Below are 15,882 nucleotides of genomic sequence, written 5' to 3' on the forward strand. Positions count from 1 at the left end.
TGATAGGTAAGCTCGGACAAGTTTAACTTTCTCCTCTGCTGTAATTTTATGTTTTTGTGGCATAAAAACTCCCCCTATGATGACAGTTTTATTTTTTACTGTCTCCCATAGGGGGAGCATATCAATTTGAGAACAGCCCTGTGATTTTTAATTATCCATATAATGGGATCAACATTGCATACGGAGCGGTAAATATTGCCAGTATCCAACACAATTTATTTATAATTCTATCGTTCAAATCAGTATTTACAAATGCAAATCTCCTGTTCAAAAAGAAAATGCTCACCGCCGACAGCAGGACCCCAGGAACGGCTATTAAAGTTGCACCAGGAAAATAAAATGTATTCCATTCAGGACAAATTTTATCAACCAGCAAAGCAACTGCCAAAATCAGCAGGGCCCCAAGAATATCGCTTATAAATCCAATGACCCAAATCCTAAAAATACAGCGCTTCCAAAGTTTTACCAAATCCTTAATATGCAAATATCTACCACCAAAATATAATACCAGACTATCTATCAGAAAATTCGCTGGCAAGATAATCAGCCATACACCGGTGGGCAGAAGGTAAAATAACCACATGGGGAAAAGAATATTGTAAAGCCGTTTTTGCATCATATCTTCTCCCCCCAAACATTAAATTTATCCACGCAATAATTCTTTAATTTTTTCTGTCATTGGCTTATCCGCTGGCAGCCAATTCACAGTATCTATTGTTTCTGCCGTAAGCCACTTCATAGCTTCATGCTCCAGTAAGGTTACATCCTCAGAAACGAGTGAACACATGAAGCATCTCATATTCAAATGAAAATTAGGGTAATCATATTCCACTACTCCTAAATCCTCACCCACAGAAACAGCAGCCTTCAATTCCTCTTTAATTTCTCTCTTTAGGGCCTCCTCCGGTCTTTCCCCAGGCTCAATCTTTCCCCCCGGAAACTCCCAGCCGTCCTTAAATTCACCATATCCCCGCTGGGTAGCCAGTATCTTATCGCCCTTACGAATTACTGCTGCTACTACATTTATAGTTTTCATTAAATCCTCCAAAAATTACGTATCTTCGCTCGTAATATAATCATAAATATCTTCACGGACACTTCTATCAAGATTCCAGAACATCTCCACAGCGTTATCACCAGTGCCTTGCATTTTCACTGGTACACTATGATCCATTGTCATACGTCCCAAATAGTAAAAACTTTTGGCAACATTATCATCTTTATTTTTGCGTACAAACAAATCAACTGCAATCCCTAATTCCTTTGCCTTAGAAAATCGTATTACATCCTCAGATTCCTGTGTTCGATTATTTTTGGATAAAGAAATTAACTGCCCACTGTTAATAAAACGGTCATGATAATTTATAGAATCCTGCACATCTTCTCCCTTATCATAATTTATAAAGACAGGAAAAGTTTTTGTAGCCTCATCGTATTTATATCCGCCAATATTTAATGGCACTATATTCTTATCCCAATTTAAAATACGGCAAACATCTTCATACTCATATTTTTGATATAGTTGGAATCCACTATCCGTATATGGATCATTATAATTGGTCTGGTAACGATGTAATCCAAATTCCACCAATTCTGCCACATTTTTTCGGAAAATATTATTGTTCAAACAACTAGAAAAATTATGTGAAATTTTATAATCATTTCCATCTTGTTCAATGAAAATACAATCCGCTACTGTCTTTGCACCTGAACCTGTTATAAAATTTGCCGTCATAATATTAACAAGATTATTGACTGTATTTTTCTTAAAATCAATTTTCCACTTGCTCTTTAATCTATCCTTTAATTGAGAAAAAACATTACTAGGATTATTCAACAATATATCCAGTAATTCTAGTTCATGTGGCCGTTTTCCCTCTGCCCATTTCATGGATATAAATTTAAGGAATGTTTCTTCCAGTGGAGTTAATTCATCTTTATAATCATTCCTATCATATTTCGAGAGAAATGTATGATATGAACCCAACGATTTATTTTGGAATAAACAGATTACATCCATTTCGCCATACCGGTCAAAATCCATTAACTTAGGGATACGGCCTAATTTATTTTTCAAATTTTGATAGCTTTCCTTTATCCGTCTTAAATCACTTATATTAGTCAAATCAATGGATTTAAAAATTCTTTCCTTGGCAACTTTATCAAAATGAATAGTAGAAGCACCTGGAATAACTCTTGCACCTTCCAGTAAACACCGACGGATATTATCCTTGTTGTAGCTTCGATCTCCAGAAAGAGCCATTGGAATCATAAAATTGTTACCTACATAATTACCAATGAAATCAAGAATAACAACATATTCCTTATCCTGATATTTGCGTAGTCCACGACCTAACTGCTGAATAAATACAATAGGACTTTGAGTTGGACGAAGCATAATAACCTGATTTATTTCCGGTACATCCACACCTTCATTAAAAATATCCACTGTAAAAATATAGTCTAAATAATCTACTCTAGTATCAGAAACTAAACGATCAACTGCATCTTCTCGTTGTGCCTGATTATCAGCACCTGAAAGATGGACTGTTCTGAACCCTGCTTGATTAAATTTTTTTGATAGGTCCTCTGCTTCGTTATTTCGGCTACAGAAAATCAAACCCTTTACCCGCTTGCCACTATAACCGTAAAAATTGATCTGCTTTATAATATGTTTTACTCGCTCATCACAGGTTAAACGCGTAAAATCTGTTAAATTACTTTCGTTATCATCCTGGTTATCAGCTAACTGAATATCAGTAATGCCAAAATAATGGAATGGACATAATAAATCTTCCTCCAAGGCTTGTTTTAACCGTATTTCATAGGCAATATTATGATTAAATAAAGCATATATATCATAACCATCACTGCGATCTGGAGTTGCTGTCATCCCCAAAAACATTTTAGGTCTAAAATAGTTAAATATTTTCTGATAACTAGGTGCCCCAGCTCTATGAGCCTCATCTACAATAATCAAGTCAAATTTTTCTGGACTGAATTGAGTATAGATATCTTCTTTAGAAATAGTCTGCATCGTTGAAAAAATAAACTGTTTATCCATGTTCTTTTCTGTACCAGACAGTATTCCCATAGAAACATCTTTACTCATAACCCGCCTGTAACTTTTCATTGCCTGCTTGGCAATTTGCTCACGATGAACAATAAATAATAACCGATGTGGCGCAAAGTCACGTGCAGCAAATGCTGATGCATAAGTTTTTCCAGTTCCGGTTGCAGAAATTAAAAGTGCTCTTTTCGCCCCCACATCCTCTAATTCACGCATATTGTCTATAAACTCACTCTGCATTACATTAGGGCTGAGTTTGCTTGATTTCTGATTAACAACATAGGGTGGATGATTACCATCAGCTACAAGTTCATTTTCAGCAAAATCATCAGCATCAATTTCTGTAGATTCAAATTCTATCTTTCGTTGTTTTTTATGTTGCTCATATGTTGACTGATATTCTAATTTTATAGCATCATAATCAACGCAATTTTCATCTTCCCATAACTGGTCAAAACGACGCACCAATGTATAGGAATATTCACCTTCTTGGCGGGATATAAGCTGCGTATTCCATTCCTCATTTTTAGTAAGGGCATTTTGTGTCAAATTGGAACTGCCAACTATTATACGGTATATGTTACCGCTCCGAAAAATATATCCTTTGGTATGAAAACCAATGTTATCAACTGATTTAAATAAACGTAACTCAATGTTAGAAAACTCCTGTAATTTTTCCAAGGCTTTTGGATCACTGAAGCACAAATAATCCGTGGTAATAATTCTTCCACGGATTCCCTTTGCCTCCAACTCCTTAAAAGTAGGTAATAATGATACTAAACCGCTCATAGTTATGAAGGCTACACTTATGGCAAACTCATCACAATATTTAAGTTCACGTTCCAACGATGCTAATACTTTTCTGCCTTTACGAAAGTCATTGAACACAAACTGTGGACGAAATTCCATATCAGAATGACTATCTTTATTTTCAAATGCAGTGCGCAAACCTTGTCGTATTTTATCTGTAATAATCTGATTATCCACTGCAACTCCTCCAATACACTTTAGCTTAAATTAATTAATATGATTATAACATAAAAAAATAAGCCCTCCAAAAATGAAGGGACTTATATTTCACTATTTAACACTATTCGTGACAATCTACAATATAAATAAAATCATCATCATTCAATCCGTAAAGTAAACCGTTATTTATTGATTCGTTGGATAAATCCGTATTGAAGTCACCATACTTTGAGAAATAGCCATAAACCTCAGACAAAATATCCTTTTGTTCTTTAATTGTCTTTACATCATAACGCTCCAAAGTTTCTTCATCTACATAATCAAACATGTCCGGAACGTGCTCATAAAGCTCATTGAGAACCGCAGAATCACACGCTTCCGTGGTCTTATCGCCTCGCTCCATAGCAACTGCAACATATACATGGGCCATAACAAATAATCCTCCTTACTACCAAATAAACATATACTCGTTGCTATTATTATACAGAACAAATATTTGTTTTTTCAACAATAAATTTGCATTGATACAGTTCAGTTTATGAGCTGGCATTTACTTATTCATAAAAATGGCACCCTTATATAATTTTGCCTTCCAAATGATCCATTTCATGCTGAACTATCTCAGCCAGAAGACCAGTGAATTTCTGACGTTTTTTCTGCCATTTCATATCCCGATAGCTTACTTCCACCCATTCAGAACGTTTTACTTCACGCTTATCGGGAAGTGACAAGCACCCCTCTTCGGCAATATATGTTTTCCCGGACTGTTTTTCGTACTTTGGATTCAGCATTACAAGTATATCAGCAGGGCCGGCACCAGGAAGACTGCCTACACTATTTTCTGCATCCAAGCATACGGCAATTACTGCCTTTGGTTCACCTATCATATTTGCCGCCATTCCAACACAGGTCATGCGATATGCCTGTAAGGTGTCAGCTAAATCCTGGGCAATACCGGTTATATCGTTCTTTGTGGCAGTCTTGGCCTTTATCTTCAGTATCTCTATATCCCTATTTATTTCCCTAACCATTATCTAATACACTCCTTTATGTATTGTCTACTTAGTCATGGTTCAGTATCCACCCATTGTCGCCATGATAAATCATTTGCCGGGTCATTCCACCATCAATACAGATATTTTCTCCAGTTATGAAGCCGGCCATATCTGAGCACAAAAACATAACCGCATTGGCTATATCGAGTGGCTTTCCCACTCTTCCAGCTGGTTGCTGACTGGCATCGGAGCCGGTGAATACTTGGCCGGTAGTATCAATCCAGCCCGGGGATATGGAGTTTACCCGTACCCTTCCAGCAAGGCTTATGGCCAGGGCATGGGTCAGTGCCGAAATACCGCCCTTGGCGGCTGTATAGCTTTCCGTCTGTGGCTGGCTGATTCTGTCACGGGAGGATGAAATATTGACTATGGATGCCCCCTTGTTAAAATGAGGTGCAAATTGCTTGGCGAGGTAATATGGAGCCGTTACGCCGACGGCCAAAGCATATTCAAATTCCTCATAGGTACATTCGTCAATCCCCTTCATCAACGGCAGAGCATTATTTATAAGGTAATCAACGTGTCCGTATTTATCGATCACCTGCCCGGCAAATTCCTCCAGCACATTCTTATCGGCAATATCCCCCACAAAGTGATTGCCGGGAGACTTGTCTATTACTGCAACAGCTGCATTGCTACGTTGAAATTCATCGGCAATGCTTTTGCCAATACCATTGGCCCCGCCGGTTACAACGACCACTTTATTTTGAAAATCAAACTTCATTACGCTTCAACCTTCCCTTTCTGCGTTCTTTATCTTTCCAAAATTATACCCCAACCTCGTTATAAAAAAAATCTTTTATCAATATCATAATCAGGCGTTTGCTGCAAAAAAAGTGATTCAAATGCCACCAACCTGCCCCACAGCATAAAGTGGCAGATTTATCAACCACTCCTCTTTCTTGTAGTCTGCCATTGAGGTACAAACAGAAATTTGGAGCATGCTTGGAAAAATCCTGCTCATAAGCATATAATAATACAGTGAACTTTTGTACAAAGTTGTATTGGCCCTTTTTTCGCCCATACATATATTGCCAATAAATTTCGCTTAGTATAGTATAAAATAAAACATCGGAATATACAAAGAGCTGTGATTCCTTGGGGGAGGGATATATATGGGTATTGAGGACACTCATTTATGGAAAGATTATTATGACGGGTGTGAGGAAGAGGGCTGGCAGGATGCGGATCCTTTTGACAAGGACAGCCAGGACGCTTATGATGCCATCTGGGATGATTACAGTATGGACCGTGATGAATTTGAAGAAGATAATTACGATCCAGATTTTTTTGATGAACGCGATAACGATAGTGTAAAGGTGGATAATCCTCCAGCCGCCACTCCCAGAACAAGAAATATCTACATTCCTATTATTGATAATCCCCGCAAGCCCCGTTATTACTGCCCCAAGTGCCACAGTAATGGCGCGATACGACTAAAATATATTACCCCGCCGCCACAGTTGGATTCCAGCCCAGCTGTTCACTACTTTTATTTACTCATTTCCCTGATATTCCTTTTGCCAGCCCTGCGCAGTGTAGCCGATATAGTCATGGGTATCGATATAACAGGGAATCTGCTGATTATAGGTGTAAGTGGCACGATCGCCTTCTTTGCCGGCAGGGCCTGCCTCTCCAACAAAAAACAGCACGAGGAACGTTGCAAAATCTACCAACAGCAATGTGATTTATGGTCCAACGGTTATAGATGCACAACGTGCGGCACCCATTACCCCGGGCAAAAGGATGATAATGATTTGTCCAACTAAAGCCTATTCAAAACAAAAAGCCGAAAGCAGGCTGCTATCCATTGGATAGCAACCCGCTTCCGGCTATTTTACTCCCCGGACAAAACCTTTTCCTTGAACTTTGCCAATACCTCATTGGACCCAATGGCAAAAACCTTATCCCCTTTACAGAATTTGTAGGTTGGCGGCGGCGTAATCAAGGTTTTATCTCCATGAATGATGGCGATAACATTAACTCCGTATTGGGCGCGGAGATTAGCTTCCACAAGATTTTTCTCCCACAGTTCCTCCGGTGCATTAAAGTTAATTATTTTAATATCACCGTCAATTTCAATGTAGTCCTTAATATTAGGCGCCACCAAATGCAGGGCCAATCTCTTGGCCATTTCCAGCTCGGAAAAAACTATTTGAGTGGCTCCCATTTTTTTTGCCATTACGGCATGACGTTCATCAATGGCCTTCACCACTATATCCGGAATATTGCGTTCCTTGCACAGCATAGTAGCCATCAGGCTTGCTTCCAGATTTTTGGTGCAAATAATAACCGTATCAAAGTTCTCTATCCCTGCCTGGTCAAAGGCTCTGGAGTCACGGATATCAAAGCTGACTATTCTCGATACCTGATCTGCCAATTTGCTGACAACAGCTTCATCTACATCCACGCACAAAACTTCATAGCCCATTTGTTCCAAGGTTACGGCCAGGCTTATGCCAAAACGGCCCATGCCCAGAATTGCAAATTGATTTTTTCTGCTTACCATATTCTTTACCTCAACCTATCATAATATTGCCTTCCGGATATTTAATCAGTGATTCCTCCTGCTTGATAACGGCCATTATAAATGTCAAAATCCCCACTCTGCCCATGAGCATGGTAAGGGACAATATGAGCTTGCCCCACATATCCCATTCGTTGGTGATGCCTATTCCCATACCTACTGTGCCAAAGGCCGAAACCGTTTCAAAAATTACAGCTCCCAGCTGATGGACCTCACCATCAATTACCGACAGCAAAATACCGGCGGATACCACCCAAATAGTTGCGATGGTAAAAATGGCGTAGGCCTGCACCTGAAGCTTTCTGCTTATCTGTCTGCCAAATACAACATTTTCCCTTTTACCACGAACTACAGACCACATGGACAGCATAACGATAAAATATGTGGTGCTCTTAATGCCACCACCAGTGGACAAAGGCGAGGCACCAATAAACATGAGCAATATCATCACCAGCTTGCTAATCTGGGTCGCTGCTTCCAAATCAAAGGTGTTGAACCCTGCTGTACGGCAGGATATGGAAGTGAAAAAGGACTGAGCCAGCTGCTCACTCAAAGGCAGATTGCCCAATGTCTTTGGATTCTGGCTATCCACCAAAAATATCAATAAGCCTCCCAATACAATGAGAAATGCTGAAGTGGCCAGCGCAATCTGACTATGAAGAGTAAGCCTGCGCCATTTATGGTTATGCAAAACATCATGAATAACCGTGAAACCAATTCCGCCCAATATTATCAAGGTTCCCAGACACCCCATCAAAAAGAAGTCATCCCCCCGCTTGGTCAGGCTGTCATAATTACCGAATAAGTCAAAGCCCGCATTACAAAAGGCGGAAACAGAATGAAATATCCCATAGCCGATACAATCCCAGCCATATTCCGGGTAAAAATGCCAGGCCAGCAAAACGGCAAAAAAGCCCTCCACCACAAAGGTGTATTGTATCATGCGACGAATCAGGGGGAACATCCCCATTCTAGAGCTTTGGTTAAGGGATTCCTGCAACACCTGAGTTTCCGACAGGCGAAAACGATATCCCATACTATGGGCAACCAAAGTACCCAGGGTCATAATGCCCAACCCTCCTATCTGAATAAGGAGCAGCATAACCACCTTGCCAAATAGGGTCAAATCATTTTTCAAATCCGTCACCGTCAGTCCTGTTACGCAGGAGGCCGAGGTGGATACAAAAAGTGCGTCCACGGGGTGGAGCCCCATATGATCCGTAGTACTGATGGGCAAGGTCAACAACAAGGTGCCTAAACCAATCATAAGGATAAAGCTCAGACAGATTATCTGATTTGGCTTCATGCGGAAGCTATGTTGAATTTTTATAACATCATGTCTTCGCCAGTTTGGTCCAAAATGCATGTTATCTCTTCACATCCTTCTCGATGGATATGGTTAATATATTTAGTCACATCAATTTTATCACATATATTGATTCAAAAGCCAATAGGCTGCCAGCCCTACAATAATGCTGTAAGCGAGATTTTTTGTCTTTGCCGCCACCAGGAGTACCGGTATGGCTGCCAAAAATTCTACATTTGTCCAGCTGAAGCGAAACCCACTATGGGCATCACCAAAAATTGAAACAAAAATCAGCGCACCAAATACAGCCGTGGGCACATACTTCAACCAAAGGGACAGAAATGTCGGTATAGGGCGTCTCCCCAAAACTGCCAATGGCAGAATTCGGGAAATATATGAAGAACAAAACAGTCCGAATATGCAGATTAAAATATCTGTATAACTCATTTCTTCTCTACCCCCTCACCATTATCTATTGCCGCCCCCACAATAGCTGCCACTACAGTGGCCACCACCACATTCAGCATATTGTCCAGCCACAATGACAGCAAAAGGGCCAGGCCCCCGCCCAGCACACCAATACCAATAAGCTTGGCGGATTTAAAATGAAATGACCACAGGCCAATAAACATGGCAATAAGGGCATAGCTTACGAGTCCGGTATCAATATACACTGCACTGCCCAGCAGCACCCCAGCCACTGTGGCCAGCATCCAGCTCATGTGAGCCAGAAAATTCAGGCCTGCTGCTTTTTTAGGATTCCATTCACTATTCCGCTTCTGAAATTCAATGCTATTCACAGCAAAGGTTTCATCCACGATTTCCTGGGCATAAATCATACGATACAGCAATGATTCCTTGGAAATATGCTGATTGAGGATGAGTCCGTACAGCATATGACGCAGATTTACAATGCCTACAGTAATCACAATGGGAATGATGGCCGTCCCAGCGCCAATCATGGCAAGAGCAATAAACTGGCCACTGCCGGCAAAGAGGAAAATAGACATCATGGCCATCAAGAAAGCATCCAGCCCCACCTTTTCTCCCAATATACCGCAGGCCACGCCCAAAGGTATATATCCGAAGCATATTGGCCAGACTGCCTTGAAAACCTGTTTATTAAAATACTCACCCATAAATAGATTTTCCTCCCCACACTCAGAATCCGGCGAAATTTCCCTTGGTGAAAATCTGCACTGTGCTGCCATCCGCCTTGGTGCCTACGATTTCCATATCCTCTGTACCGATCATAAAATCCTCATGGACCAGAGAATCATTTACACCATGCTGCAAAAGCTCCACAGTATCCATTTTTTCTCCACCTTCAAGGCAGGTAGGATATGCCTTGCCAAAGGCCAAATGACACGCCGCATTTTCATCAAAAAGTGTATTATAGAAAAGGATACCGCTGTTGGAAATTGGAGAATCATAAGGCACCAAAGCCACCTCTCCCAAATGCTTCGCCCCATCGTCGGTATCAAGAAGCTGCTTTAGAACCTCCTGCCCCTTGGTGGCACTGTATTCCACCACTTTTCCTTCCTTAAATACAAGGCGAATGCCATCAATGACATTTCCCTGATAAATAAGTGGCTTGGAGGCATAAACCACACCATCCACACCGTTACGGTCCGGCAGGGAATATACTTCCTCCGTTGGCATATTAGCCACAAATTCCACTTTATCTGCAGCTATTTCGGCACCGCCAGCCCAAATATGTCCCTCTGGCAGCTTCACAGTAAGATCGGTGCCCAGGCCATTGGTATAGTGTAAAGATACCAGCTTCTCTCTATTAAGAAAATCCGTTGCCTTCTTCATAAAGGCTGTGTGCTTGCTCCAGGCCTCAATGGGATCATTTTTTTCATCAATGCGGACTGCAGAGAAAATCGCCTGCCATAGCTTGGCAACTGCCTCCTCCTCATTTGCAGCCTCCTTGAAAACCTTGGAGGCCCAGGCCGGAGTTGGAATGGAAACCACACACCAGCGAAGCTCATTGTTCATAATAGCTCCACGATATTCCAACAGGGCTTGCCCCGCAGCCATCTGGGCGCGACGGAGCTTATCCTGCTCCACGCCCTTAAAAATAGAAGGATCAGAAGCATGTATGGAAATAATGGCTGCTCCCTTTTCCTTGAAGCTCATGAACATATCGTAGCGATACTGAGGAAAATCATCAAAAATTTCATTGGCAGCACCATCAAAACGAATACGGAAAAATTTCTCATCACTCCAATTAATCTTTACATCGGAGCACCCGGCCTCAAAGCCTTCCTTGGCAACACGACGGGCAAAATCAGCACATTCAATTGGAGAATTAATTACCAGCAGCTGTCCTTTTTGCAGGTTTACACCAGTTTTAACCACCAATTTTGCATATTTATTTAAAAGTTTATCCATAAAACTACTCCTTAAATTCTAGCTTTTAATAATATAAACAATAGTATAACGAAAAAGCATTCCATGCAAGTTAATGTTTAAAAAATCCTATTTAAATGATATAATATACATAGCAAGGCTTTATTTTTTAGGAATATATATGTTTCCTTTATGTATTCTTTCATTTTAGAAGTTTTTCCTTATAAAAAAGGAAAAAAATGAATAACTGCTGTATAATTAGCCTTATACACCATTTAATTAAAGGAGGGCAATTTATGATATCTGCCCGTCAGACATCCATAGTCCTGGCTGTAGCCTTTGTGGCTCTGGCATCAGGATTTTGGTTCTTTCCATCCTTCGCCTTCATATTTTTCATTTCACTTTTGATACAGCTGTTGCTGGTAGGGATGGTAAACAAATTATCCAAAAAAGTTCCACGTTCTATAGCAGCAGGCCTTATATTATTTTTATTTTTACTTATTCTCTTTGGGCTGGCTACAGTGATATCCGTTTCCTTTGTACCGACATTTTCCAGTTTTATTATGGACTTGCCCCGTCTGGCCGCCAAAATACAAAATATGCAGCTTATTCAGGATATGCCGTCCATCAACGGCTACCTGGATAATATGTGGGACGATGTAGCCTCCATGGGGGCCAATCTGTTGAGGGAATCCTTGAGAATCATTGTATCCACCTTCAACAAGATTATCGATTTTGTTATCATAATTTTTGTTACCTTTTATCTCCTTAAAGACGGCAGGGCTATTCTTCATTTTATCGCCAATCTTTTCCCACGAAGAGACAAAGTAAGAATTTTCCATCTATTTACCGCTGTATTACATTCATTGCAAATATACATCCGCAGCCAGCTTCTCATGTGCTGCGTAACCGGTGTTATTGTATACTCCTACTTCTCTATTATGGATAATAAGTACGCTTCAGTTTTCGCCGTCATCAGTGGCATCTGTGAATTTGTTCCAGTTCTGGGTCCTACAGTGGCATCCCTCTTTGGAGTAATGCTTACAGCCACCGACACACCATATCTGATTCTTCAGACAGCCTGCTTCTACCTTATAATGACCCAGATTAACCACAATCTCATTTATCCAAATGTTGTAGGCAAAGCCCTTGATATACACCCTATTACCACCATTCTGGGGGTTGTGCTGGGTGGTGAAATTCTAGGTGCTGCGGGAATGTTTTTGGCTGTTCCATGTATAGTAGTGGTAAAACACATAATTCTTGATATTTATCGAAATGAGCAGTATTTAAAGGACACAAGCAAAACTAAATAAGAAAAACAAAGGATGAAAGGTCTGCTGGTTTTGTAGCTCAGCAAGCCTTCATCCTTTTTTAATACCCTTAGTTTGGCATTCTCTATTTAATGAGCTCCTTCAGCTTTTCCCAATCCGGTACCTTGGCAGCATCCTCCAGTGACTGGAGCTTTTTACGGTCCTTCTCCTCCAGCCTGTACCCTGACAATTCACCCAACAAATACATCAAATTATCATAATCAAAGGTCTGGATCATATCACCGATGGCTTCCCATGCCTCTTTTAGCTCCGCATCAGATATGGCCACCTTATTTTCTTCGTCGACTTCAGATTTTTCTGTTAATGGAGACAACGCTCTGGCATACTCCTGGCAGAGGGCTATTAATATCGGAGTATCTGTGGAAAGCTCTTCCAAGTATCCATTATTGCCGGCATCCTCCAGCCGTCTGGCCCGTTCAGAGAGTTCAGCCAGCCCTGCGACCCGGGCGGTACTTTTTAGTGCATGAACCTTGGTAGTATAATTACTGCACTCTTTCTCATCAAAGAAGCGCTGGATTTCTTCTGCGGTTCCACGCAATGACTCCGCAAATACCGTAAGTGCTGACAAATAGGCCTCTACACTGCCACAATGCTTTATTCCACTTTCCGTATCCAATCCGGAAACAGACAATAACCATTCCGGCAGCGATACCTCAGCCACTTCTTCTGCCGGTACATTTTCCTGATACTTAACTTTTTCTGGTGGTAAAAACTTAATCAGGCATTGCTCCAACTGGCGGCTATCAATGGGCTTAGTCATATAATCATCAAAGCCGGCCTTAAAATATTCTTCCCGTGCCCCAGCCACCGCATTGGCCGTAAGAGCTATCACCGGCGTATTGGCATTAGGACAATCAGTTAATTTTTTCAGCTCTGCTAAAGTTTCTATACCGTCCATCCCCGGCATTCTATGATCCAGGAACAGTGCATCATAGGTGTTTTTCTTAACCATGTCTATACACTGATAGCCACTTACCGCAGTATCTATCTGAATCTGAGTCCGTTTAAGCAGTCCCTTGACCACTGTCAAATTCATTTCCGTATCATCCACTACCAAAATTCTGGCCTCAGGAGCCACAAAGGATTGATTGTCGTTATGCCGCTCCGCCTGACTTCGCCGATAGGCTTCCTCATAATTTCCCATGGCTGTCCAGTTAAGAACCTTCTGCTTTACATTAAAGGAGAAGCAGGAGCCCTCACCATATGTACTGGTCACCTCCAAGTGACTGCCCATCATGGACAGCAGCTTTTGGGTAATGTTCATTCCAAGTCCCGTGCCTTCCACTGTACGGTTACGTTCTTCCTCGATGCGCTCAAAGGCCTTAAAGAGCTTATGGATGTCCTCCTCCTTTATACCTATTCCCGTATCACTAACGGCCACCTTGACCATAATTTCATCCCCTGATAATTTTTCCCAGTCTACACTAATGGTGACACTGCCCTGCTCGGTGTATTTTATTGCATTGGTAAGGATATTCGTCATGATTTGACGCAGGCGCAGCTCATCCCCCAATAGCATACTTGGAAGGTCATCCGCCGCCCTGACAACAAGCTTCAATCCCTTTTGTCTGGCCCGGTTGGCAATCATATTCACCAAATCATTCAGTAGGGAGCTGGTGGCATATTCAGCCGGAATAAGCTCAAACTTGCCCGCTTCAATCTTGGAAAAGTCCAAAATATCATTTACCAGACCCAATAAGGTGGTACCGGCCGTACGGATATTATCTGCGTAGTCCCTAATTGTTGCATCAGTAGCTTCCCGTAATATCATTTCATTCATACCCAGTATAGCGTTGATTGGTGTACGAATTTCATGACTCATATTGGACAGGAAATCGCTTTTGGCCTGATTGGCTTTTCTGGCCTGCTCCGCCATATTCTTAAAATTCTTGTTGCTCTGAATCAGCTCCTGGGTCATGGCATCCAAAAAAGCCGCCAAACGGGTAGACAACGGTATAACATTATGCCGTTGCTGTTCTTTTTCTTGTATCAACGGATGACAAACACCTTGGTTAGATGGTTCACCTTCTCTGAAGCCAACGGCTATCAAGGCACTATTTAGGATTCCCCCCTGTCCATGGTTGAAATATATCTCAGAGGTTCCATAATTAACTGCCAAATCCGGTACAAATCGCCGATAAACACTGATTTCCTCATCCGATGCTTTATTCAAAAACAAGGTTCTATTACCACATATAGTCAGAAATATCCCCTCAGGAGAAAAATCGCACATTCTATCACTGTATTGAGCTGTTTCCTTTAATAAATCAGCTGGTACAGCATAAGTTAACCGAATCTTTTCCCCTTCATATATATCACCATTAAAATATATCCGTCCCTTGTCATCATGAATCGGTGGAACTCTGGCGATAAGGCATCCATTTCTCTCTATTGCCAGTGGGAATTCCGCAATATTAAATACGAAATTTTCATCGGGAGTAACCCTCAAATAATGGTGATAAATCTCCGTTGCTGGCATATTATCGAGAGTGGCAATACAGTTTATGCCAACGGCCTCCGTTATTTTTAACTCCTTGCCAAGGGGCTTCCACCCCAATATATAATCTCCCTGAACATATAATTCTTCACCACAAAAAAGAGCTATCACTATACCATGGGAAATTATATGATCCCCAATAATAAACTGTTCATCCTGCTTATTATGGGCATCAATAAGCAACAGATTTGGGCTGGCTGCATGTATTTCCTCCAGATTACCGAAGGCTCCCGCCGATGCCCCAAAAAATACCACATCATCGTTATCTATTACTAAATTATTAAAAAATATAGAAAACTCCGTTCCTAGATGATTGCAATACACCGCAGCCGCCTTCACATCAGGATACGAGGCAATCATCTCCCCCATTCTTTTGCCTTCCAGTTCATAATTTTCTGGCACGCCATCAAACTGAAGCAATTTAACCTGGGATTTTACAAAAAAATTAGCGTTTATAACCAAATACTCCGACTTATCTTCCTCTATGAAGATAGTTTCTGGCATCCCAGTAACAATAGCCTGTGGCAGTACACCCTTTACATGATTGAAAATACGCTGGGCAAAATCCGTATTCATGCCGTGAAAAATCAAGTGAAGATATGCATTTTTTGCCTCAGTATTATCAACTATACCCTTTATTTCTTCCAATGTATCATAAAATTTCTGCCATTGTTCTGTTGTGTGGCCCTCTTTCTTGTAGATGACAAATTTTCTTTGCAACATAAATAATTGGCCTCCCTTTTAAAAAACGCCCTTGCAAAATACAAGG

At 41.1% G+C, this 15,882-nt stretch carries 14 protein-coding genes; 2 read left to right on the forward strand and 12 right to left on the reverse strand.

Annotation, left to right across the window (positions count from 1 at the left end):
- Positions 1–151: 151 nt before the first annotated feature.
- The 6 genes from ACKI5G_RS07215 to ACKI5G_RS07240 form a co-directional block, all read right to left on the reverse strand.
- Positions 152–619: a hypothetical protein gene (locus tag ACKI5G_RS07215; RefSeq protein WP_407399005.1), complete on the reverse strand. Its 468-nt coding sequence runs from the start codon at positions 617–619 to the stop codon at positions 152–154.
- A gap of 24 nt (positions 620–643) precedes the next feature.
- A complete protein-coding gene (locus ACKI5G_RS07220) occupies positions 644–1,036 on the reverse strand; it encodes a (deoxy)nucleoside triphosphate pyrophosphohydrolase (protein ID WP_407399007.1) in 393 nt (130 codons plus the stop codon).
- Between the two features lie 15 nt (positions 1,037–1,051).
- The gene (locus tag ACKI5G_RS07225; protein WP_407399009.1) at positions 1,052–4,057 is read right to left on the reverse strand and encodes a DUF3427 domain-containing protein; all 3,006 of its coding nucleotides are present in this window, start codon (positions 4,055–4,057) and stop codon (positions 1,052–1,054) included.
- 103 nt (positions 4,058–4,160) lie between these two features.
- Complete coding sequence (locus tag ACKI5G_RS07230; RefSeq protein ID WP_027397786.1) at positions 4,161–4,469, reverse strand: hypothetical protein; 309 nt, start codon at positions 4,467–4,469, stop codon at positions 4,161–4,163.
- A gap of 145 nt (positions 4,470–4,614) precedes the next feature.
- Complete coding sequence (locus ACKI5G_RS07235) at positions 4,615–5,070, reverse strand: peptide deformylase (protein ID WP_407399011.1); 456 nt, start codon at positions 5,068–5,070, stop codon at positions 4,615–4,617.
- A gap of 31 nt (positions 5,071–5,101) precedes the next feature.
- Positions 5,102–5,818, reverse strand: a complete 717-nt coding sequence (locus ACKI5G_RS07240) for an SDR family oxidoreductase (RefSeq protein WP_407399013.1) — start codon at positions 5,816–5,818, stop codon at positions 5,102–5,104.
- A 391-nt stretch (positions 5,819–6,209) separates the two neighbouring features.
- On the opposite strand from ACKI5G_RS07240, the gene ACKI5G_RS07245 reads away from it, so the two are divergent.
- A complete protein-coding gene (locus ACKI5G_RS07245; protein ID WP_407399015.1) occupies positions 6,210–6,863 on the forward strand; it encodes a hypothetical protein in 654 nt (217 codons plus the stop codon).
- A gap of 68 nt (positions 6,864–6,931) precedes the next feature.
- Here ACKI5G_RS07245 and ACKI5G_RS07250 read toward each other — a convergent pair whose 3' ends face one another.
- Genes ACKI5G_RS07250 through ACKI5G_RS07270 form a run of 5 tightly spaced genes read right to left on the reverse strand, consistent with a single transcriptional unit; the run spans position 6,932 to position 11,324 of the window.
- Positions 6,932–7,603 (reverse strand): potassium channel family protein, encoded by a 672-nt coding sequence (locus ACKI5G_RS07250; protein ID WP_407399017.1) that lies wholly within the window; start codon positions 7,601–7,603, stop codon positions 6,932–6,934.
- Positions 7,604–7,613: 10 nt separating this feature from the next.
- Positions 7,614–8,987: a TrkH family potassium uptake protein gene (locus ACKI5G_RS07255; RefSeq protein ID WP_407399019.1), complete on the reverse strand. Its 1,374-nt coding sequence runs from the start codon at positions 8,985–8,987 to the stop codon at positions 7,614–7,616.
- Positions 8,988–9,047: 60 nt separating this feature from the next.
- Positions 9,048–9,374, reverse strand: a complete 327-nt coding sequence (locus ACKI5G_RS07260; RefSeq protein ID WP_407399021.1) for an AzlD domain-containing protein — start codon at positions 9,372–9,374, stop codon at positions 9,048–9,050.
- Positions 9,371–10,066: an AzlC family ABC transporter permease gene (locus ACKI5G_RS07265; RefSeq protein ID WP_039211494.1), complete on the reverse strand. Its 696-nt coding sequence runs from the start codon at positions 10,064–10,066 to the stop codon at positions 9,371–9,373. Before ACKI5G_RS07265 ends, ACKI5G_RS07260 begins: the two co-directional genes overlap by 4 nt.
- 22 nt (positions 10,067–10,088) lie before the next feature.
- A complete protein-coding gene (locus ACKI5G_RS07270; RefSeq protein ID WP_407399023.1) occupies positions 10,089–11,324 on the reverse strand; it encodes an aminopeptidase in 1,236 nt (411 codons plus the stop codon).
- Between the two features lie 254 nt (positions 11,325–11,578).
- Between ACKI5G_RS07270 and ACKI5G_RS07275 the strand changes: the two genes are divergently transcribed.
- A complete protein-coding gene (locus ACKI5G_RS07275) occupies positions 11,579–12,598 on the forward strand; it encodes an AI-2E family transporter (RefSeq protein WP_407399025.1) in 1,020 nt (339 codons plus the stop codon).
- A gap of 82 nt (positions 12,599–12,680) precedes the next feature.
- Here the strand turns inward: ACKI5G_RS07275 and ACKI5G_RS07280 are convergent, their stop codons facing one another.
- Complete coding sequence (locus tag ACKI5G_RS07280; RefSeq protein ID WP_407399027.1) at positions 12,681–15,836, reverse strand: ATP-binding protein; 3,156 nt, start codon at positions 15,834–15,836, stop codon at positions 12,681–12,683.
- Positions 15,837–15,882 lie beyond the last annotated feature (46 nt).

The sequence above is a fragment of the Anaerovibrio sp. genome (assembly GCF_045637405.1).
Classification (GTDB): domain Bacteria; phylum Bacillota; class Negativicutes; order Selenomonadales; family Selenomonadaceae; genus Anaerovibrio.

What these genes read in the sequence shown, in the direction of transcription:
- ACKI5G_RS07255 (WP_407399019.1), bottom strand. Translation starts at nt 8,987, where the DNA reads ATGCATTTTGGACCAAACTGGCGAAGACATGATGTTATAAAAATTCAA.
- ACKI5G_RS07280 (WP_407399027.1), bottom strand. Translation starts at nt 15,836, where the DNA reads ATGTTGCAAAGAAAATTTGTCATCTACAAGAAAGAGGGCCACACAACA.
- ACKI5G_RS07235 (WP_407399011.1), bottom strand. Translation starts at nt 5,070, where the DNA reads ATGGTTAGGGAAATAAATAGGGATATAGAGATACTGAAGATAAAGGCC.
- ACKI5G_RS07270 (WP_407399023.1), bottom strand. Translation starts at nt 11,324, where the DNA reads ATGGATAAACTTTTAAATAAATATGCAAAATTGGTGGTTAAAACTGGT.
- ACKI5G_RS07240 (WP_407399013.1), bottom strand. Translation starts at nt 5,818, where the DNA reads ATGAAGTTTGATTTTCAAAATAAAGTGGTCGTTGTAACCGGCGGGGCC.
- ACKI5G_RS07215 (WP_407399005.1), bottom strand. Translation starts at nt 619, where the DNA reads ATGATGCAAAAACGGCTTTACAATATTCTTTTCCCCATGTGGTTATTT.
- ACKI5G_RS07260 (WP_407399021.1), bottom strand. Translation starts at nt 9,374, where the DNA reads ATGAGTTATACAGATATTTTAATCTGCATATTCGGACTGTTTTGTTCT.
- ACKI5G_RS07275 (WP_407399025.1), top strand. Translation starts at nt 11,579, where the DNA reads ATGATATCTGCCCGTCAGACATCCATAGTCCTGGCTGTAGCCTTTGTG.
- ACKI5G_RS07265 (WP_039211494.1), bottom strand. Translation starts at nt 10,066, where the DNA reads ATGGGTGAGTATTTTAATAAACAGGTTTTCAAGGCAGTCTGGCCAATA.
- ACKI5G_RS07250 (WP_407399017.1), bottom strand. Translation starts at nt 7,603, where the DNA reads ATGGTAAGCAGAAAAAATCAATTTGCAATTCTGGGCATGGGCCGTTTT.
- ACKI5G_RS07230 (WP_027397786.1), bottom strand. Translation starts at nt 4,469, where the DNA reads ATGGCCCATGTATATGTTGCAGTTGCTATGGAGCGAGGCGATAAGACC.
- ACKI5G_RS07245 (WP_407399015.1), top strand. Translation starts at nt 6,210, where the DNA reads ATGGGTATTGAGGACACTCATTTATGGAAAGATTATTATGACGGGTGT.
- ACKI5G_RS07220 (WP_407399007.1), bottom strand. Translation starts at nt 1,036, where the DNA reads ATGAAAACTATAAATGTAGTAGCAGCAGTAATTCGTAAGGGCGATAAG.